Annotated in this window: 20 protein-coding genes; 12 read left to right on the top strand and 8 right to left on the bottom strand. The window is 71.3% G+C overall.

The window, feature by feature from the left end; translation table 11 throughout:
- Positions 1-37 precede the first annotated feature (37 nt).
- The 6 genes from dapD (at position 38) to FCL41_RS03770 (ending at position 5,816) form a co-directional block, all read left to right on the top strand.
- Positions 38-976, top strand: coding sequence for a 2,3,4,5-tetrahydropyridine-2,6-dicarboxylate N-succinyltransferase (gene dapD, locus FCL41_RS03795; RefSeq protein ID WP_137067278.1), 939 nt, complete (start codon positions 38-40; stop codon positions 974-976).
- A gap of 3 nt (positions 977-979) precedes the next feature.
- Positions 980-1,954 (top strand): VldE C-terminal domain-containing protein, encoded by a 975-nt coding sequence (locus tag FCL41_RS03790; protein ID WP_137067279.1) that lies wholly within the window; start codon positions 980-982, stop codon positions 1,952-1,954.
- Positions 1,955-2,061: 107 nt separating this feature from the next.
- Complete coding sequence (locus tag FCL41_RS03785) at positions 2,062-3,021, top strand: siderophore ABC transporter substrate-binding protein (RefSeq protein WP_212723214.1); 960 nt, start codon at positions 2,062-2,064, stop codon at positions 3,019-3,021.
- Positions 3,022-3,023: 2 nt separating this feature from the next.
- Positions 3,024-3,995: an ABC transporter permease gene (locus FCL41_RS03780; protein WP_137067280.1), complete on the top strand. Its 972-nt coding sequence runs from the start codon at positions 3,024-3,026 to the stop codon at positions 3,993-3,995.
- Positions 3,985-5,010, top strand: a complete 1,026-nt coding sequence (locus tag FCL41_RS03775) for an iron chelate uptake ABC transporter family permease subunit (protein WP_137067281.1) — start codon at positions 3,985-3,987, stop codon at positions 5,008-5,010. The genes FCL41_RS03780 and FCL41_RS03775 overlap by 11 nt, the downstream gene beginning before the upstream one ends.
- Positions 5,007-5,816, top strand: coding sequence for an iron ABC transporter ATP-binding protein (locus tag FCL41_RS03770; protein ID WP_212723215.1), 810 nt, complete (start codon positions 5,007-5,009; stop codon positions 5,814-5,816). The genes FCL41_RS03775 and FCL41_RS03770 overlap by 4 nt, the downstream gene beginning before the upstream one ends.
- Before the next feature lie 49 nt (positions 5,817-5,865).
- On the opposite strand, the gene dapC is transcribed toward FCL41_RS03770, so the two are convergent.
- On the bottom strand, positions 5,866-6,996 hold the full coding sequence (gene dapC / locus FCL41_RS03765; RefSeq protein WP_239021758.1) for a succinyldiaminopimelate transaminase: 1,131 nt from the start codon (positions 6,994-6,996) through the stop codon (positions 5,866-5,868).
- A gap of 5 nt (positions 6,997-7,001) precedes the next feature.
- Positions 7,002-7,325 carry a ferredoxin gene (gene fdxA, locus FCL41_RS03760; RefSeq protein ID WP_137067282.1) on the bottom strand — a complete coding sequence of 108 codons (324 nt, stop codon included), beginning with the start codon at positions 7,323-7,325 and terminating at the stop codon, positions 7,002-7,004.
- A gap of 57 nt (positions 7,326-7,382) precedes the next feature.
- Between fdxA and FCL41_RS03755 the strand changes: the two genes are divergently transcribed.
- Positions 7,383-8,369, top strand: coding sequence for a GNAT family N-acetyltransferase (locus tag FCL41_RS03755; RefSeq protein WP_137067283.1), 987 nt, complete (start codon positions 7,383-7,385; stop codon positions 8,367-8,369).
- A 34-nt stretch (positions 8,370-8,403) separates the two neighbouring features.
- On the opposite strand, the gene FCL41_RS03750 is transcribed toward FCL41_RS03755, so the two are convergent.
- Genes FCL41_RS03750 through FCL41_RS03735 form a run of 4 tightly spaced genes read right to left on the bottom strand, consistent with a single transcriptional unit; the run spans position 8,404 to position 11,773 of the window.
- Entirely contained in the window at positions 8,404-10,158 is a 1,755-nt protein-coding gene (locus tag FCL41_RS03750; RefSeq protein WP_137067284.1) for a VanW family protein, read from the bottom strand.
- A 36-nt stretch (positions 10,159-10,194) separates the two neighbouring features.
- Entirely contained in the window at positions 10,195-10,527 is a 333-nt protein-coding gene (locus tag FCL41_RS03745) for a hypothetical protein (RefSeq protein WP_137067285.1), read from the bottom strand.
- Between the two features lie 5 nt (positions 10,528-10,532).
- Positions 10,533-11,456, bottom strand: a complete 924-nt coding sequence (gene mshB, locus FCL41_RS03740) for an N-acetyl-1-D-myo-inositol-2-amino-2-deoxy-alpha-D-glucopyranoside deacetylase (RefSeq protein WP_137067286.1) — start codon at positions 11,454-11,456, stop codon at positions 10,533-10,535.
- Positions 11,453-11,773 (bottom strand): hypothetical protein, encoded by a 321-nt coding sequence (locus tag FCL41_RS03735; RefSeq protein WP_239021757.1) that lies wholly within the window; start codon positions 11,771-11,773, stop codon positions 11,453-11,455. The genes mshB and FCL41_RS03735 overlap by 4 nt, the downstream gene beginning before the upstream one ends.
- A 77-nt stretch (positions 11,774-11,850) precedes the next feature.
- Here FCL41_RS03735 and FCL41_RS03730 point away from each other — a divergent pair, with 77 nt between their 5' ends.
- Positions 11,851-12,951 (top strand): hypothetical protein, encoded by a 1,101-nt coding sequence (locus FCL41_RS03730; protein ID WP_137067288.1) that lies wholly within the window; start codon positions 11,851-11,853, stop codon positions 12,949-12,951.
- Between the two features lie 15 nt (positions 12,952-12,966).
- Here FCL41_RS03730 and FCL41_RS03725 read toward each other — a convergent pair whose 3' ends face one another.
- Both FCL41_RS03725 and FCL41_RS03720 read right to left on the bottom strand, forming a co-directional pair.
- Positions 12,967-13,254, bottom strand: coding sequence for a hypothetical protein (locus FCL41_RS03725; protein WP_137067289.1), 288 nt, complete (start codon positions 13,252-13,254; stop codon positions 12,967-12,969).
- The gene (locus FCL41_RS03720) at positions 13,251-14,153 is read right to left on the bottom strand and encodes a P-loop NTPase and SpoVK domain-containing protein (RefSeq protein ID WP_137067290.1); all 903 of its coding nucleotides are present in this window, start codon (positions 14,151-14,153) and stop codon (positions 13,251-13,253) included. Before FCL41_RS03720 ends, FCL41_RS03725 begins: the two co-directional genes overlap by 4 nt.
- Positions 14,154-14,254: 101 nt before the next feature.
- On the opposite strand from FCL41_RS03720, the gene FCL41_RS03715 reads away from it, so the two are divergent.
- From FCL41_RS03715 to FCL41_RS03700, 4 genes are all read left to right on the top strand, one after another.
- Positions 14,255-15,745: a tyrosine-protein kinase domain-containing protein gene (locus FCL41_RS03715; protein WP_170970355.1), complete on the top strand. Its 1,491-nt coding sequence runs from the start codon at positions 14,255-14,257 to the stop codon at positions 15,743-15,745.
- Between the two features lie 8 nt (positions 15,746-15,753).
- Complete coding sequence (locus FCL41_RS03710; RefSeq protein WP_137067292.1) at positions 15,754-16,026, top strand: PqqD family protein; 273 nt, start codon at positions 15,754-15,756, stop codon at positions 16,024-16,026.
- Positions 16,026-17,018, top strand: a complete 993-nt coding sequence (locus tag FCL41_RS03705) for a nucleotidyltransferase family protein (protein WP_137067293.1) — start codon at positions 16,026-16,028, stop codon at positions 17,016-17,018. Before FCL41_RS03710 ends, FCL41_RS03705 begins: the two co-directional genes overlap by 1 nt.
- 346 nt (positions 17,019-17,364) lie before the next feature.
- Entirely contained in the window at positions 17,365-19,500 is a 2,136-nt protein-coding gene (locus FCL41_RS03700; protein WP_137067294.1) for a DEAD/DEAH box helicase, read from the top strand.
- The last annotated feature ends 56 nt before the right edge of the window (positions 19,501-19,556 follow it).

The raw sequence follows: 19,556 nt of genomic DNA, 5'->3' as shown, positions 1-19,556 counted from the left end.
GTCGTGAGGATATCGGGGCCCCCGTAGAGTGACGCCCGTGAGTCTGACTGCTGCTTGGGGCTACGCCCTCGTCACCCGTGACACGTCCAACGCCGTGCTCGATGCGTGGTTCCCGGCCCCCGCGCTGGGCATCCACGACGGCAGCCCGGCCCCCTCCGTGCTGGAGGCGATGGTTGGCTCCGACCAGGTCCGCCGCGTGCGGACCAGCGTCGAGCTCGTGACGATCGCCGACCTCTCGGCCGCCCCGACCACCACGCAGGACGTCTGGCTGCGTCTGCACCTGCTCTCGGCCCGCCTGGTCACGCCGCACTCAATCTCGCTGGACGGCATCTTCGGCCTGCTGGCCAACGTCGTGTGGACCTCGGCCGGCCCGTGCGCCGTCGACGGCTTCGAGATCACCCGGGCCCGCCTCAAGGCGGCCGGCCACCACGTCTCCGTCCACGGCGTCGACAAGTTCCCCCGCATGGTCGACTACGTCGTCCCCTCGGGCGTCCGCATCGCCGACGCCGACCGGGTCCGCCTCGGCGCCCACCTCGCCTCCGGCACCACCGTCATGCACGAGGGCTTCGTCAACTTCAACGCCGGCACGCTGGGCGCCTCGATGGTCGAGGGCCGCATCTCGGCTGGCGTCGTCGTGGGTGACGGCTCGGACATCGGCGGAGGCGCCTCGGTCATGGGCACCCTCTCGGGTGGCGGCAAGGAGGTCATCTCCATCGGTGAACGCTGCCTGCTCGGCGCCAACGCCGGCATCGGCATCTCGCTCGGCGACGACTGCGTCGTGGAGGCCGGCTGCTACGTCACCGCCGGCACCAAGGTCACCGTCACCGCAGACGGCGCGACCCGCGTGGTGAAGGCCGCCGACCTCTCCGGCGCCGACAACGTGCTCTTCCGCCGCAACTCGCTCACCGGCGCCGTCGAGGCGGTGGCCCGCACCGGTCAGGGCATCGAGCTCAACGCTGCCCTCCACGCCAACTGACGCGTGGCTCGAGCACGGCGAGCCGCCGGAGTCCTGCTGACCCTGGTCCTGGTCGCTGCCGTCGTCGCGGGCGTCTGGCTGGCCGTCGACCGCGGCGTACGCCCGTTCCTCACCCCCGAGGAGTGCGTCGCCGAGGTCGACGGTGAGCGCGTCACCGTCAGCGTCGAGCAGGCGGAGAACGCCGCCCTCATCGCGGCCGTCGCCGAGTCGCGCGGCCTGCCCGCGCGGGCCGTCACCATCGCCTTGGCGACGGCCTACCAGGAGTCGAAGATCATCAACATCGCCCACGGCGACCGCGACTCCTTGGGCCTCTTCCAGCAGCGTCCCTCGATGGGGTGGGGCAGCGAGGAGGAGGTGATGGACCCCGTCTACTCCATCAACGCCTTCTACGACGCCCTGGTGAAGGTCCACGGCTACCGCGACATGGAGGTCACCGTCGCCGCGCAGAAGGTGCAGCGCTCGGCCTTCCCCGACGCGTACGCCGACCACGAGGCCGACGCGCGGGTGCTGGCCTCGGCCCTGCGTGGCCACTCCCGGGCCGCCTTCCACTGCACGATCGACGGCAACCCCGAGACCGCGTCCGCCGACCTGAAGCCCAACGGGCTCACCGAGCGGGCCGACGTGGTGCGCGAGGAGCTCGTCTCCGTCTTCGGCCCGCAGTCCCTGGGTGGCTTCGAGCCGCGGGGCGTGAGCTCTGGCCACATGAAGGGCTCGGCGCACTACTCCGGACGCGCGGTCGACATCTTCTTCCGCCCGGTCAACGACGAGAACAAGCGCCGGGGCTGGGCCATGGCCCACTACCTCGTCGCGATGGCCGACCGGCTCGGCATCGCCACCGTCATCTTCGACGACCGGATCTGGCACTCCGGCCGACGCTCGGGCGACGGGTGGCGCGACTACCGGGTGCCGCGCACCTCCCGCGGCGACCGGCAGATCCTCGAGCACCGCGACCACGTGCACGTCGACGTGCACGCCTGACGCTCGCCGGGGCCGGACCTCCTCCGCCCGGCGGACCCCCTCGCGCACGCCCGTGACGGTTCCATTAGGTTAGCCTTACCTAATCACTCTCGGAAGGTGTTGAACCCGTGCGTACCCCCAAGGCCCTGGCCACCGTGGCCGTCACGTCCGCCCTCGCCCTGTCCCTCGCCGCTTGCGGCTCGGACGACTCCGACGCCGCCGACTCCGGCCCGACCGTCACCGTCACCGACTCGCGCGGCCAGGAGGAGGTGCCCCTGAACCCGGACAGCGTCGTGGTCTTCGACATGGGCGTCCTCGACACCCTCGACACCCTCGGCGTCGACGCGGTCACCGGTGTCGCCAAGGGTGGCGCGACCCCGTCCTACCTGGACAAGTACGCCGGCGACGACTACGTCGGCGTCGGTGACCTCTTCGAGCCCGACCTCGAGGCGATCCCGCGCACCGAGCCCGACCTGATCATCGTGGGCGGTCGTTCCTCCGAGATGCACGACACCCTCGAGGACGCCTTCGACGGCGTCCCGGTGCTCGACATGTCGGTCGACGAGAGCTCCTACTTCGAGAGCGCCCGTGCCAACGCCCGCGAGCTCGCCAAGATCTTCGAGAAGTCCGACGAGGTCGACGAGATCATCGCCGGCCAGGAGAAGCGCGTCGAGGCTGTGCGCGAGCAGGCGGACGGCGCCGGCAGGGGGCTGGTCCTGCTGACGAGCGGCGGCGAGGTGACGGCGTACTCCGTCGGCTCCCGCTTCGGATTCCTGCACGAGGACCTCGGCGTCGAGGCCGCGACCGGCGAGCTCGGCGACCAGGAGACCCGCCACGGTGAGGCCATCTCGTTCGAGTTCGTGAAGAAGACCGACCCCGACCTGCTCTACGTGGTCGATCGTGACGCCGCCATCGGCGAGGAAGGCAAGTCGGCCGAGGAGATCCTCGACAACGCACTGGTGCGCGGCACCAAGGCCTGGAAGCAGGAGAAGGTCACCTACGTCGACGCCGAGGCCTGGTACATCGTCGTGGGCGGCCTGACCAGCATGGACACCCTCATCGACGAGGTCGAGCAGAGCCTCTCCTGACCATGACGACCACCGCCCCCGTCGCCCCGACCACCCCGCCGGCCCTCCGCGCCGTCGGGATGGTCGGGGGCGTCGTGGGGCTGGTGGTGCTGGCAGCGATCAGCCTCTCGATCGGCGTTGCCGACCTCAGCTGGGAGATCGTGTCGAGCTCGCGCCTCCCGCGCACGCTCGCCCTCGTCCTCTCCGGAGCCGCCCTGGCCGTCTGCGGCCTCCTGCTGCAGCTGCTGGTCCGCAACCGGTTCGTCGAGCCCTCCACCGTGGGCACCACCGAGGCGGCCGGCCTCGGCCTGGTCGTGGTGACGCTGCTCGCCCCCGGCGCTCCACTGCTGGCGAAGATGGGGACCGCCGCGCTCTTCGCCCTCGTCGGCACCTGGCTGTTCCTGGCCGTCGTACGGATGATGCCCGTCCAGGAGACGATCCTGGTGCCCCTCGTCGGCCTGATGCTCGGCGGCGTCATCGCGGCCGCCACCACCTTCCTCGCCTTCCACAACGACCTGCTGCAGACCCTCAACAGCTGGATGACCGGCGACTTCTCGGGCATCCTTCGGGGGCGCTACGAGCTGCTCTGGGTGGCCGCGGTCCTCGTCGCGATCGCCTTCTTCGCCGCCGACCGGTTCACCGTCGCCGGCATGGGTGAGACCTTCTCGACCAACGTCGGGCTGGACCACCGCAAGGTGATGGCGGTCGGGCTGGGCATCATCTCCGTGGTCAGCGCCGTCGTCGTGGTCACCGTGGGCATGATCCCGTTCCTGGGTCTGGTCGTGCCCAACGTGGTGAGTGCGTTGGTCGGCGACAACGCCCGCCGCGGCCTGCCGTGGGTCGCCATCCTGGGGTCCGGACTGGTGCTCGTGTGCGACATCGTCGGTCGCCTCGTCCGGCACCCCTACGAGATCCCCGTCGGCACCGTGATGGGCGTGCTCGGCGCGGCGTTCTTCCTGTACCTGCTGCTCCGCAGGAGCCCCGATGCGTCCTGAGACCCTCACCACTCCCCCTCCGTCGGCTGGTGCGACCCAGCCACGGAGCCGGCGTACGTCCTCCCCCACCGCGCGCCTCACGGTCGGCGCCGCCGTGGCCCTGGCCGTCGTCGCAGGCTTCCTGCTCGCCGACACCCACGGCTACGCCGAGCTCGTCGTCCCGCTGCGCCTGCGCCGCCTCGCCGCGCTGATCCTGGTCGGCTGGGCCATCTCGCTGTCGACGGTGCTCTTCCAGACCGTCACCGGGAACCGCATCCTCACGCCCTCACTCATGGGGTTCGACGCTCTCTTCCTGCTGCTCCAGACCGTGGTGGTCTTCGCCTTCTCCTCCCAGGCGCTGCGTGAGGTCGACCCGCGGGTGCAGTTCCTCGCCGAGACCCTCCTCATGGTCGGCTTCGCGCTGACGCTCTTCCGTTGGCTCTTCACGTCCGGGCGCCACGGGCTGCACGTGCTGATCCTGGTCGGCATGGTGTTCGCGACCCTCTTCCGCAGCATCACCTCCTTCCTCCAGCGTCTCATCGACCCGAGCGAGTTCCAGGTGCTCCAGGACCTGATGTTCGCCTCGTTCACCACCGTCGACGAGGACCTGGTGTGGATGACCGCCGCCGTGGTCACCGTGGCCACCGCCCTCGTGGTGCGCCGGCTGCACGTCTACGACGTGCTGGCGCTCGGCGCCGAGACCGCCACCAACCTCGGCCTCGACCATCGTCGCGAGACGACCAAGGTCCTGGCGCTGGTCGCCGTGCTCGTCTCGGTCTCCACCGCGCTGGTCGGACCCATCACGTTCTTCGGCCTGCTGGTCGCCCACCTCGCCTACCAGCTCGCCGGCACCCACCGCCACGCCGTGGTGCTGCCGATGGCGGGGCTCGCCGCCGTCGTCTGCCTCGTCGGCGGACAGTTCGTGCTCGAACGCCTGCTGGAGGTCACCACGACCCTCTCGGTGGTCATCGAGCTCGTCGGCGGACTCACCTTTATCGCCCTCCTCATCCACCGAGCCCGGAGGAACCTCGCATGACCGAGACCTTGGACCTGCACGGCACGACCACCGGGACGCCCGAGAGCGTGGTGAGCGTGCAGGGAGTGACCAAGCGCTACGGGCACACCGTCGTCGTCGACGACGTACGCCTCGACCTGCCCACCGGAGGGGTGACGGCGCTCATCGGTCCCAACGGAGCCGGAAAGTCGACGCTGCTGTCGATCATGGGGCGGCTCCTGGGCGCGGACGAGGGCCGGGTCGAGGTCGCAGGCCTGGACGTCGCCACGACGCGCGGCGACGTGCTCGCCCGTCGGCTCGCGGTGCTGCGCCAGGAGAACCGGCTCGACATCCGGCTCACGGTGCGCGACCTCGTGGCCTTCGGTCGCTACCCGCACTCCAAGGGCCGTCCCACCGCCGACGACCTCGCCCACGTGGAGCGGGCACTGGACTACCTCGACCTGGGCGACCTGGCCGACCGCTTCCTCGACCAGCTCTCGGGTGGACAGCGTCAGCGCGCCTTCGTCGCCATGGTGCTCTGCCAGAACGCCGACGTCGTGCTGCTCGACGAGCCGCTCAACAACCTCGACCTCCGCCACGGCGTGGCGATGATGGGCCGCCTGCGTGACGCCGCCCGCGAGCTGGGCCGCACGATCGTGGTGGTCGTCCACGACATCAACGTGGCGTCCTGCTACGCCGACACGATCGTGGCGATGACGCAAGGCCGGGTGGTCGCGAGCGGCACCCCCGACGAGATCATCCAGCCCGACCTGCTCGGCAGCATCTACGGGCTTCCCGTGGCCGTCCACGAGCTCGGTGGGCAGCGCATCGCCACCTACTACTGCTGACGCCGGCCAGTTGCTGACGAGGGCGCCCCGGGACGCCCGGAGGTGGAGCTCAGGAGGCGCGCAGGCGCTCGACGGCCGCGGTGACCCGTTCGTCGGTGGCGGTGAAGGCGACCCGCACGTGGCGGCGTCCGGCGGCCCCGTAGAAGTCGCCCGGCGCCACGAGGATGCCGCGCTCGCTGAACCACTCGACGAGGTCCCAGCAGCTGGTCTCCTCGCCCTCGCGCGTCGTCCACAGGTAGAGGCTGGCCTCGCTGTGCTCCACGGTGAAGCCCGCGCCCTCGAGGGCGGCCTTCAGGTCGCGGCGACGCGCCGCGTAGCGGGCGTGCTGCTCGACGACGTGGGCGTCGTCGCCCAGCACGGCGGCCATCACCTTCTGCTGCGGGTCGGGCATCTGCAGGCCCAGGTTCTTGCGGACCGCGAGCAGCTCGGCCACGACCGTGGGGTCGCCAGCGACGAAGGCGGCGCGGTAGCCCGCCAGGTTGGAGCGCTTCGACAGCGAGTGGACGGTCAGGATGCCCTCGTGGCTGTCACCGCAGACGTCGGGGTGCAGCACCGAGACGGGCAGGTTGTCCTCGTCCCAGGCGCACTCGATGTAGCACTCGTCGGAGACCAGCAGCACGCCGCGCTCGCGGCACCAGTCGACGACCTTCTTGAGGTGGTCGACGGGCAGCACCCTGCCGGTCGGGTTGGAGGGGCTGTTGAGCCACAGCAGGGCGGGCGTACGCGGCCCGATCGCGGTGAGGCTGTCGGTCGCGATGATCTCCGCGCCCACGAGTGCGGCACCGACCTCGTACGTCGGGTAGGCCAGCGCCGGCTGGACGATGAGGTCGCCCGCGCCCAGACCCAGGTGCAGCGGCAGTGCGCCGATCAGCTCCTTGGAGCCGATCACCGGAAGGACGCCGTCGAGGCCGATCCCCTGCACGCCGCAGGTGCGCCCGAGCCAGTCGACGATCGCCTGACGGGTCTCCACCCGGCCGATGGTCACCGGGTAGCCCGGCGAGTCAGCCGCGTCGCACAGCGCCTGCTGGGCGAGCTGGGGCGTCGGGTCGACCGGCGTCCCGACGGAGAGGTCGACGATGCCGCCGGCGTGGGTGCGCGCCCGAGCAGCGTGCTCGGTGAGCTTGTCCCACGGGAAGTCCGGCAGCGTGGCCGAGACCGCGCTGCGCACGTGGGTCGGCACGCGGTTCAGGCCTGGTTCTGCGGGGGCAGTGCGGCGATCATCGGGTGGTCCTTGTCGATCTCACCCATCTTGGCCGCGCCACCGGGCGAGCCGAGGTCGTCGAAGAAGTTGACGTTGGCGTCGTAGTAGTCCTTCCACTCCTCGGGGGTGTCGTCCTCGTAGAAGATGGCCTCCACCGGGCAGACCGGCTCACAGGCACCACAGTCAACGCACTCGTCCGGGTGGATGTACAGCATGCGCTTGCCCTCGTAGATGCAGTCGACGGGGCACTCGTCGACGCACGCGCGGTCCTTGACGTCGACACACGGCTGGGCGATGACGTAGGTCACCGTTCCTCCTCGGGTTCGCAATGCTCACAGCAGATGGGTGAAGCCTAGTATCCGGAGGTGGCCGTTTCTCCCGACACCCCCCAAGTCTCCCCCATGCCCGAGGGCCCCTCGGCCGGCCGACACGGGCTGGGACCGCACGTGGTCGGACAGCGGGTGGTGGTGCGCCGCATCCTGCCCGGCGAGACCGGCCCCACCGGCGGTCCGGCGATGACCGACACCCTCGGGGAATGCCTCTCCTGGGGCCGGGGTCTCTGCGAGCTCCGCACCGCCGACGGCACCCTCGTCACGATCCACCTGGCCGACATCGTCTCCGGCAAGCCGGTCCCCCCGCGCCCCTCGGTGCGGCTGCGTCGCCCGCCTCGCGAGCTGCACCTGCGCGCCGACGCCTGGCCGGGCACCGAGCGCCGACAGCTCGGCGAGTGGGTGCTGCGGGCGGCCGGACGGGTGCCGGACGCCCAGCACCCGCAGGGACGTCTCCTGCGCCGGGCCAACTCCGCGCTGGCGATGGGCGACCCCGGCGTCCCGGTGGCGGCGGCGGCCGAGGTCGTGCGCGCCTTCTACGAGGAGCGCGGGCAGGCGGCGCTCGCCACGGTCGTCGTGGACGACGCCGTCGACCGCGAGCTGGCCGCCCTGGGCTGGGGGCTCGACCCGGTCGGCGAGGTGCTCGTCCAGGTGGCCGCCCCCTCCCGGGTCGTACGTTCCCTGCGTCCCGGGCGCGGCGCGGACGGCGAGGAGGTCGACCTCGCCGAGGAGGCAGCCACCGGTGCCGGCGTGGCCCGCGCGGTCGCCCGCCTGGGCGAGCATGCGAGCGTCCGGGCCCACCTCGATGGCGACGTGGTCACCCTGCACGACCTCTGGGTCGCCGAGGCGCAGCGGCGCGGCGGACTGGCGGGCCGGCTGGTGGCCGACGCGCTGGACTGGGCCTCCTCGCACGGCGCGACGACCGCCCAGGTCCAGGTGAGCGCGACGAACGTCGCCGCGGTGCAGTTCTGGAGCGTGACGGGCTTCAGCACCCACCACGCCTACCGCTACCGCACCTGCTGAGGCAGGTCCGGCACGGTCCCGACGGCCACCGCGGTCAGGGCTTCTTGCAGACGACCGTGTCGGAGGGCGTGTACGTGGTGTGGAAGTTCTCCGTCCGCACGACCTTGCTCTCGCCGGCCTTGCGGAAGACGCGCTTCACGTTGATCTCGAAGCCGCCGTAGCCGCTGTTGGGCACGCAGCTGGAGGTCGTCATGGTGCGGGTCTTGGGCGGGGTGAAGTTGTAGCGGTCACCGGTGACGGCCTTGATGTCCCACACCTTCGTCGACCACATGCGTACGCGCACGACACCCTGGCTCGACGGGGTCGCCGGGGTCACCTTCGCCTCGATGAGGACGCCGTGGTCGGTGTCGTTCTTGAAGCGCAGGTCGACCGAGCCCCAGGCGACGGTCGCCTCGCGACCCACCGGGTAGCGGCTGATGTAGAAGGAGTGCGGCTTGTGCTCGACGTCCTCGAGACCGGCGAAGAAGGCGCCGTTGAAGAGGGTGGTCGCCATCTGCGAGACTCCGCCGCCCAGGTCTTCCTTGAAGACGCCGTCGGCGATCATGAAGCCCTCGGTGAACCCATTCTCGCGGGTGCGCTCACCCACCGTGTCGTTCATCGAGAACGTCTCACCGGGCTTGAGCACGGTGCCGTTGATGAGCTCCGCAGCCCGGCCGATGTTGATGTTGCGGTACTCGGCGTAGGGGAACTGGGTGGTCACGTCAGCGACCACCTCCTTGATGTTCAGCGCCTCGGCGTCGTCCGTGCGGAAGTCGGAGCGGGCGACCTCGGCCTCCACCGTGGCGCGACGCTTGTCGGGCTCGGCCGCCACCAGGTCGAGGAAGAGGTCGTTGACCTCCTTCTGCTCGAAGGCCACGCCGGGCTCGTCGGGAACCACGACGGGTTTGCCGTTCTTCAGGGCGACCGTGGCCTCCACCGGGCCGCCGTCGCCGGCGAGTGCGTCCGCGAGGACCGCCTTGAGCTGCTTGGGGCGCAGCTTCGGCTGCAAGACGCCGTCGACCGTCTCCAGGGCGATCGCCTTGGAGTAGTCGCGGGGCGAGAGCCGCACGGTGGTCTCGTCGAAGACCAGCTCGACGGGCTCCGAGACGGCCGCGTTGGCGAAGTCGTTGAGCGCCGCCGCGACGTCGGCCTCGTCGATCTCCGGCTGCTGCTGCTCGAGCTCCAGCTCCACTTCCTGGGAGGGCCCGAGGTAGGCGGTCAGGAAGGCCTTGCGGGCGACCTCGGCGTCGATCGCCTGACCAGGCTCGGGATCAGTGGTGCGGATCCGGCCGTCGACGAAGGTCACCGCGCCCTCCACGGGCAGGTTGCCGTACTCCTCACCGAGCTCGTCGAGCAGGCCGTCGAACGCCGCCTCGTCGAGGTCGACCTTCGCGTCGAGGTCGTGTCCACCGGTGAAGTACGTCCACAGCCGCTCCGGCGCCCACGAGCTGCCGCCGCCGGCCGCCTCGATCGACCCCGCGTAGTCGACCGAGAGCCCGGCCTCCGCGGGTGTGACCGAGCGCTTCTCGTCGCCGACGACCAGCTCGAGGGGCTGGTCCACGCGGTCCTCGAGGCCGTCACGCAGGCGCTGCTCGGCCTCCTCGGCGGAGCTGCCGCCGATGGCGACGCCCGCCACCGTCGTACCGCGGGGCACCTTGCCACCGGTGACCTGGTGGGCGACCACGTAGGCACCTCCGACGAGGAGGACGATGCCGAGGAGCAGCCCGACGACCACACGGCCGCCAGCCTTCTCCTCGGAGTCCTCGACAGGGGCGGAGGTCGAGACGGGGTCGGACTTCGAAGCAAACACCCTGTGAGTGTAGGAGGGCCGGACCAACCCGGACGGCTAGGCGTCCACCACGGCGCGGGCGCGTCGCAGACCCAGCGCAGCCACGAACGCCAGCACGGCGCCGATGCCGAGGAAGAGATAGCCCTGGAGCGTGGAGGCCACCAGGAAGTCGCCCTCGGGGCGTCCGGTCAGCACCACCAGCGTGAGCAGCACCCACCCGAGGACGAACGGGAACCGTGCCCACCACGCAGCCGGGAGCGACCACGCGGCGTAGACCGTGACGGCGGCGGCCAGGGCCAGGCCCCACCAACGCCCGTGCAGCATCACGCCGGCGAGCGCCGTCAGGGCGCCTGCCGCCGCGAGCAGGAGAGCAGCGCCGGCACGGGCCACCCCGGTCACAGACCCGCGAAGAGGTCGGTCTCCAGACCCTCGGGCCCCACCGGGCCCAGCGTCCCCTTGGCCAGGCGGTAGTACTCGATGCCGAAGGCCTGGGAGCCCACGTTGTTGGAGAGGGCGAAGAACGGCCCGTCGACGGTGATCTGGGTGGAGTGGGCGCGCATCGAGGCCATCTTCTGCTCGATGAAGGCCTGGGCGTCGACGGCAGCGGCGAGGTCCTCGTCGGGCGAGGCCATCAGCATCGGGCCCTCGGGGTCCATGCCCTCGAAGGTGGTCTCGTCACCGGCGGCCCGCAGCCGACGCAGGCCGTCGCGCATCCGCGACTCCGACATGGCGGTCCAGTAGACCTTCGCCACGTCGTGGGCCTCGCCGAGGTCACGGCGGTAGGACGGCACGGCGGCCAGGGCGACGGCGTACGTCGCGACGCGGTGCGCCTGGATGTGGTCGGGGTGGCCGTAGCCACCGAACTGGTCGTAGGTGACCAGGACCTGCGGGCGCACCTCGCGGATCACGGCGACGAGGTGGTCGGCCGCCTCGGTGAGGTCGGCACGCCAGAAGGCGTTGTCGTGGATCTCGTCGGCGGGCACCGCGTGGCCCTCGGGGTGCCACTTCATGCCGGAGTCCCGGTAGGTGCCGAAGCCGCCGAGGAAGCGGTGGTCGGTCACCCCGAGCTCGGCCATCGCGGCCGCCAGCTCCTCGCGGCGGACCGGGCCGAGCGCGTCGTCGCGGTCGGCGGCCAGGTGCTCCAGCTCGGGGACCAGGATCTCGCCCTGCTCCCCCGCGGTGCAGGTGACCAGGGTGACGTGGCGTCCCTCGGCGACGTACTTCGCCATCGTGGCGCCGTTGCCGATCGCCTCGTCGTCGGGGTGGGCGTGCACGAGCAGGATCCGCTGCTCGGGCAGCGAGGTCGGCTGGGAGGTCATGGATCGAGCCTAGTCCCGCGCTCGTCGCCCAGCAGGTCCGGACGCTTGACCCGTCGCGGGGCTCGGGGAAGCTCCAGCGGGGGCAGGACCGGGGGCGGGGCCACGTCGGGCTCCTCCGGGTCGAGCCAGCCGTCGAACTCGTCGGTGAGCAGGTCGAGCACGAACTCCGGGGCGTCGCTCACGACCGCCCACGGGTGGTCCTCGTCGTCGTCCTCGCCGGAGAGGCGCTCTCGCACCAGGTCGGCGGTGTAGCCGTCGCGCAGCAACCGGGCCTCCACGGCCCGCGCGTCGTCCTCGTCGAAGAAGATCGCCCTCACCCTCCTATCCTCCCCCTGCCCACCCACGCCTCGCTAGCGTGGGTCGCGTCAGGCAGTCACGACGGCGAGGAGGACGGGTGGAGCAGCCGGGCGGGGGGACCGTGGGTGTGCACCTCGAACGCTCCGAGGAGCACGGTGTGCAGATCGACCTGCTGGCCGAGCGTCTGGGGGGCAGGACCACCCTCGGCGCCCTCCTCGACGACCTCAAGTTCACCGCCACCCCCTCTCTGAGAGGGCGTCTGGCCGGGCGTGCGGTCCAGCGGGCCATCGCGTTCGACCGCCACGACCAGGCCGACCGGGTCTGGTGGCCGCAGGGCGTCACCACCTCGGCCGACGCCGACCCCACCGGCACGGTCGAGGGACGTCGCGTCGTGGTGACGACCTGGTACGCCAAGGCCGAGGCCGGGGTGGGCCGCGGCTCGCGCCTGACCTTCCTCGACCTCGACACCCTGCGCTACCGCCACGTGCTGCTGGTCGAGCCCGTCGTCGACGCCGAGGGACGGCTCGAGCTGCGCCCCGTCCGCATCCACGCCGGCGGAGTCGTGTGGGCCGGCCCCTGGTTCCACGTCGCCGCCACCGCCCGTGGCTTCGTCTCCTGCCACGTGGGGGACCTGATGCGGGTGGCCGACGACAACGCCCATCCGGACGAGATCGGGGTCTTCGACGAGGAGAGTGGCGGCAGGGTCTCCTCGTTCGGCCACCACTACGTACTGCCGGTCCGGTTCGCGCACCGGGCCTACTCCGACGAGGGGAACGTGCCCCTGCGCTACTCGTTCCTCTCTCTCGACCGTTCCACGCAGCCGCCGGGACTCCTGGCCGGTGAGTACGGGCGCAACGACCAGAGCACCCGTCTCGCGCAGTTCGACCTCGACGCGGAGACGTGGCTGCCCCAGACGGACGAGTCGGGGCTGTCGCGTCCGGTGCTCCACGAGGCCGGGACGGTCCAGATGCAGGGTGCCGTGATCGCCCGTGGCCGCCACCACATCAGCGTCTCGCGGGGCCCGTCGCCCGGCACCATCTTCACCGGTCAGCCCGGGCGCCTGCGGCGTCACCGATTCGCCACGCCCATGGGCCCCGAGGACCTCTCCTACTGGCCCGAGACCGACACCCTGTGGTCGGTCTCCGAGTGGCCGCGTACGCGGTGGATCTACTCGATGCGCCGTTCCTGGTTCGACTGAGTGCTGCTGGGCGCGTCAGCCCACCGGCGAGTCGTCGAGCTCGACCAGGCGGTGCCCGGCCAGGTCACGCAGCACCTGCTCCAGCGCCTCACTCGTGCTTCCCTCTGCGGGGGCACCGACCTCCGCCTCCACCGTGGCGACGAGGGCGTCGTACGCGCTCCACTCCTCGCCCAGGCACGAGAGGACGTAGGTGGCGATCTCCGAGAGCGTCAGGGCGTGGCCCTCGACGAGGACCGCGCTGCGGCCGTCCTCCACGTACTCGTCGATCACCGGGAGCCGGCGCACGCGGGCAGTCGTCGTCACGGCTGGATCCCTTCCAGGACGGGCTGGGACGCCGCGGCGGCGCCGGCGGCCTCAGGGTCGGTCGCAGCATCGGGGTCTCGCAGCCACCCGCTGATGACCGGGACCAGGTCCTCGGCCTCCGAGTAGACGAGGCGCCGCAGTCCCCCGCGCTCGCGCAGCAGGTCGGCGACGGTGTGCAGCGGGCGTTCGAGCAGGTGGAGGGAGGAGGTCTGCTCGGCGAGCCGCGCCAACCCCTCGACCATGGGCACGTCCTCGACCCGCACCTCGGTCGGCTCCGACTCGCGCTGGAGCAGCGCGACCGCGACCACCGTGCACTCGGACGGAGCCGCCACGAGGCCTGCCTCGGCCGGTGACACCTGGCGCTTGGGGCGCCTGCCGTCGACCAGGAGGGAGAGCGGCTTGGCGAAGGGGACGATCGAGCCGTCCAGGCCGATCACCGCGGTCTCGTCGGTGAGGTAGCCCAACGTACGGCCCAGGGTGCGCGCCGCGGTCGTCTTGCCGGTGCCCGACGGGGCGACCAGCACCACGGTGCGCCCGGTGGTGGTGTCGGCGAGGGCGCAGGCGTGGAGCAGCCACTTCTTCCCGACGACCTGCTCGAGGGCCACCTGGGTGAGCTGGCTGCTGACCTCGTCCATCACGACGAAGAGGTCAGTGCCGGCGACGGCGCCGCGCCCGCGCGCCTGCGCCGCCACCTCCGGGTCGTCGTCGAGGCAGACCTCGAGGGTGGCGTCCGCCGTGGCGACGACGCCGGGTCGGCCGGGGAGGCAACGCTCCCAGGCGCGGAGGAGGTCGGTGCGCAGCTCCGCCGAGCGGGTGCCCGTGGGGCGCACCTCGACGACCACCCCCATCAGATGCAGGGCGACGGACGCGGTCTCGGCCTCGCTCGAGTTATCCACCATGCCGGGCAGTGTAGGGGTGCCCGGTTCGGGCGGTGGAGACCCTCAGCCCCGACTCCCCCCGTACACTGCGACCGACGCGTTTCCGATCGAGGGGTTCATCCGTGGAGTTGAAGGACTACGTACGGCTGTTGCGCAACCACTGGCGCGGCGTGCTGGCGATCGCCGTGGTGTGCGTGGTCATGGGGGCTGGATGGACCGCCACCCGGTCCCCCGTCTACGCGGCCAACGCCAACGGGTTCGTGACCACGTCCGAGACCGACGACAACACCTCGCTGGCCTCGGTCAACGACAGCCTCGCCAAGTCGAAGGCCACCTCCTTCCTCCAGATCGCGCGTAGCCGCGCCGTCGCCGAGCGCGTGATCGACGACCTCGGGCTCGAGGAGTCCCCCGGGTCCCTGGTCGGCAGCATCGAGGCGATCCAGCCGCCCGACACCGTGCTCATCCAGATCACCGCTCGCGCTGGCACGCCCGAGCTCGCGGTCGAGCTGGCCGACGCGTGGGTCGCCGCCCTCGCCGACACGGTCGAGGAGATCCAGAACCCCCAGGGCAAGGGCACCGCTCCGCTGCGCATCATGCCGGTCGAGGCTGCCGACCTGCCGAGCGCGCCGATCTCCCCCGACCCTGTCCGCAACCTGGCGCTCTCTCTGCTCGTCGGACTGCTGCTCGGCTTCGGCTACGCCGTGCTGCGCGGCACCTTCGACCGCCGCCTGATGAGCAAGCGTGAGATCGAGGAGAGGTTCTCGGTCAGCGTCGTGGGCCAGATCCCGGTCACTGACCTGCTCAACCGCGGCGACTCCGGTCGTACACAGCTCGCCGTCGACGCAGACGCCCGGATCTTCGGCCAGGGCCCTGCCTCGGAGGCCTTCCGCAAGCTCCGGACCAACCTCACCTACATGGACGTCGACAACCCGCCGCGCGTCATCGTCGTCTCCAGCCCGATGCCCGGTGACGGCAAGTCGACGGTCTCCGCCAACCTGGTGGCGGCCATCGAGCGCTCCGGCCAGCCCGTCATCCTCGTCGACGGCGACCTGCGTCGCCCGATGGTCGCGTCCAGCCTCGGCCTCGTCGAGGGCGTCGGCCTCACCGACGTGCTCACTGGCAAGATCGGCATCGAGGATGCCCTGCAGCGCATCCCCGGCCACGACGGCCTCCGCGTGCTCGCCGCCGGCCCGGTGCCTCCCAACCCCAGCGAGCTGCTCGGCTCGCAGGCGATGCGCAACCTGCTCGCGCGACTGTCGCAGGATGCCATCGTCGTCATCGACGCTCCCCCGCTGCTCCCGGTCACCGACGGGGCGATCCTCGCGGCCCGCACCGACGGTGCGCTCATCGTGATCTCGACGGGCAAGACCAAGGACCACCACCTCGAGAGCGCGTTGGAGCACCTCGAGCGCGTCGACGCCAAGACCCTCGGCGTCATCGTCAACCGGGTGCCGCAGAAGCGGAAGGTCCTCGGCTACGGGTCCTACGGCGGCTACGGCTCCTACGGAGGTTACGGCGGCTACGCCTCGCGCAGCGAGAAGAAGGAGTCGAAGGCGGTCACCAAGGCCGCCCGTCGCGAGCAGCAGCCCAAGCGTCGCCTCGCTCGCAAGTGACGTCACCCATGACGGCGCTCGCCCGCAGGACCTCGGTGCTCCACGTCGGTGACGCGGCGCGCGTCGTCCTGCTCGACCTGGACGACGCCGCCCACCCCCCTCGGATCCTCACCGGTCCGGCAGCGGAGATCTGGGCTGCGGTGGACGGACGGCGCTCGCTCGCCGACGTGACCCAGGAGGTCGCCGAGGCCTTCGGGGCCCCGGTCGACGAGGTGGCTGACGACGTCTCCGCCTTCGTGGCCACGTTGCTGCGCGAAGGGCTCCTCCAGGAGGTGGCGTGATGGGTGCGCAGGACCACGACCTGGACCGCGAGCTGGCGGACGGCCCAGCGGACGTCGCCACGGTGGGGGCAGCCCCCGCGGCGGCCACGGAGCGCGTCACCGGCGCCGAGGCGATGGAGCTGCTGTACGCGCTCACTGCCGACGTCGCCCGGCGCACCGGCACCCGGGTGCTCGCCATCAAGGGGATCTCGCTCACCACCCACGGCCTGCGGGCTCCCCGGGTGTCGGCCGACATCGACGTGCTGATGCATCCCGACGACGTGGACGACTTCGTCGCCGGGATGGAGCGCGCCGGCTGGCGCAGGACCCCGGAGACGACCACCCCGAAGCTCCTGGAGTTCCACTCGGTCGACCTGCTCAACGACCACTGGCCGATGGGCATCGACGCCCACACCTACTACCCCGGCTTCCTCGCGCCCCCGGCGGAGGTCTTCGAGGAGCTGTGGCGCCGGCGCCACCCCATCGAGCAGGCCGGCCGCGAGGTGATGGCCACCGACCTGGCCGGCAGTGCCGCCATCGCCGCGCTCCACCACCTGCGCGCCCCCTGGCGGCCCGAGAACTCCGCCGCGCTCGAAGCCCTCGTCGAGCGGGCCACCCCCCTCTTCGCGGGTCCCGCCGGGGAGGACCTCCTCGCCTGCGCCCGGGCCACCGGCGCCGCCCTGACGCTCGCGCCCTTCCTGGAGCGCCTCGGGCTCACGCCTCCCGACCCCACCCACCCGTCCGAGGCCGCGCGGATCGACCACTGGCGCATCGCCACCACGAGCGACCCGCGCATGGCCTACCTCCACCGCTTCCGCTCGCTCCGCCCTCGCCAGTGGCCCGCCTTCGTGTGGCACGCCTTGATGCTCAACGACGACGAGTTGCAGGCCTTCCACGGCGACCAGACCACGACCACCCCGTTGTGGAAGCTGCGCGTGCAGCGCTGGCGCCGCATCGCCGTCGCAGTGCCCGGCATGCTGCGCCGGGAATGGACGCGACGGCGTACGCGCTGAACCTGGTGAGACCGGCCCCGGCGGCGGTTGCCCCTTCACGCCGGCGACGACGCGGCGACGCGGCGACGCGGCGACGCAGCATGTGGGCAATGCCGACGGGTCAGGTCAAAAGCGATACGCTGTACGCAGCACAGCCGCGGCTGGCGCCCCACCTGACGTCCTCGAGACGCCAGTGGCGCCGAGGGAAACGTCGCTCGCGCTGCTCTCCCGGAGGTGGGCCTCAACCCGAGGCGAACCCTCGAGCGAGGTCACGAGCCCGCCTCGACGCCTGAGCCCGCCCGTGCCTGACCAAGCCCTGGCGCCGTGTCCCCCCGACACCGTCACGGCACTCTCATGGAGGAACTGCTTGTCCGGCCAGAACAAGACGGCATCTCGCGGTGGCAACCGCGGCGGCCGTCGCGCTCGCAAGACCCGTCACCTCGACAACGAGGGCATCATCCCGATCCTCGCCCGCGCCGTGCGCGAGATCGAGAACGAGGCCCAGCGAGGCAAGGTTTCTCCCCACGCCCGCACCCGCTTCCAGGTCGTGGCTCTCCTCGTCCGCGAGGAGCGCGCCCGGATCAAGGAGGACGCGGAGGCCACGGAGGCCACGAAGGCCGAGCAGTTCAAGCGCCTCGACGGCGTCGCCACCATCCTGGCCAAGACGGCCGCCCGTGACACCACCCTGCTGATGCTCCTCGACGAGGGCGCCGAGATCAGCGAGGCCGCGCGCACCATGAAGCGCAAGATGGTCGAGGCCGCCGGCCTCGAGTTCGTCGACGAGTCGGAGCCTGACCAGCCGACCGTGGACGTGCCCGGCCGCGAGCGTCGCGTCGTACCCCAGTCGGTTGTCTCGCGCCAGCTCGCCAACCCCTTCCAGCGCCCTGACTTCGAGTCCGCCGCCCGGCGCATCGAGCCCAAGACGCATCGCCTCTCGACGTGGGAGCTGATCGGCCCCCTGCTGCGCGCCTTCGAGATCGGCAACGGCTCCCCGGCCGTGCTCGACATGCCGGAGCCCACGAGCCTCACCACCCGTGACGGCCAGCAGATGATGCTCCACCAGGCCAAGCTGGTCGCCTCCGTCCAGGCGGGGCACCGCACCTTCCTCCTGGCCGACGAGCCGGGTCTGGGCAAGACCGCCCAGGCGCTCCTCGCCGCCCAGGCCGCCGACGCCTTCCCGATGCTCTGCGTCGTGCCCAACGTGGTCAAGACCAACTGGGCCCGCGAGGCCCAGCGGTGGGTGCCGCGCCACACCGCCACCGTCATCCACGGCGACGGCCACGACATCAACGGCTTCGCCGACATCGTGATCGTCAACTACGAGGTGCTCGACCGCCACGTCGGCTGGCTCGGCGACCTCGGGTTCAAGAGCATGGTGGTCGACGAGGCCCACTTCATCAAGAACCGCAAGTCGCAGCGCTCCCAGCACGTGCTGGAGATCGCCGACCGGATCCGCCAGCGCACCGTGCGCCCGTTGATGATGGCCCTCACCGGCACCCCCCTGATCAACGACATCGAGGACTTCACCTCGATCTGGCAGTTCCTCGGCTGGATCGACGAGAAGAAGCCGCTGCCCGAGCTGATGGCCCGCCTCGAGGAGACCGGCTTCACGCCCGAGGACAAGGCGTTCTACCCGGCCGCACGGCGCGCCGTGATCGAGATGGGCATCGTGCGTCGCCGCAAGGTCGACGTCGCCGCCGACATCCCCGCGCGTCGTATCGCCGACATCCCCGTCGAGCTCGACGACGAGGCAGGGCGCTCGATCCGGGCCGCGGAGCGCGAGCTGGCACGCCGTCTGGTGGAGCGCTACGACCGCGTCATGTCCGCCCGCGCCCCGGAGAACCAGTCCTCGGGCATCGACGACGAGCTGGTGCGCCGGGTCGCGGAGTGGGAGCGCGACGAGACGAGCGACGACAACTCCGGCGAGAACGTCTTCACGATGATCCGCCGGATCGGCACCGCCAAGGCACCCCTGGCCGCCGACTACGCCGCCCAGCTGGCACGCAGCGTCGGCAAGGTCGTGGTCTTCGCCAAGCACGTCGACGTCATGGACACCTGCGAGAAGGTCTTCGCCGACCGTGGCATCGGCTATGCGTCGATCCGCGGCAACCAGACGCCGTCGGTGCGCGAGAAGAACATCGACGCGTTCGTCAACGACCCCGACGTCGAGGTCGTCGTCTGCTCGCTGACCGCCGCAGGAGTCGGCCTGAACCTCCAGGTCTCCTCCAACGTGGTGCTGGCCGAGCTCTCCTGGACCGACGCCGAGCAGACCCAGGCGATCGACCGCGTCCACCGGATCGGTCAGGACATGCCCGTCACCGCGTGGCGCATCATCGCCGCCCAGACGATCGACACCCGGATCGCCGAGCTCATCGACTCCAAGGCTGGCCTGGCTGCCCGCGCGCTCGACGGTTCGGAGGAGGAGGTCACCGCCTCGGCCGACATCCAGATCGAGGCGATGGTGGCCCTGCTCACCGGGGCGCTGGCCCAGCGCCAGCGCTGAGGCGCTCGTCACCTCGTACGCCCGAACGGTGCGGGCACCCTCGCTCGGTGTCCGCA

This window comes from Nocardioides jishulii, from assembly GCF_006007965.1.
Classification (GTDB): Bacteria; Actinomycetota; Actinomycetes; order Propionibacteriales; family Nocardioidaceae; genus Nocardioides; species Nocardioides jishulii.
Note: the sequence above shows the minus strand (reverse complement) of the source record. Positions and strands in the feature narration are given on the sequence as shown.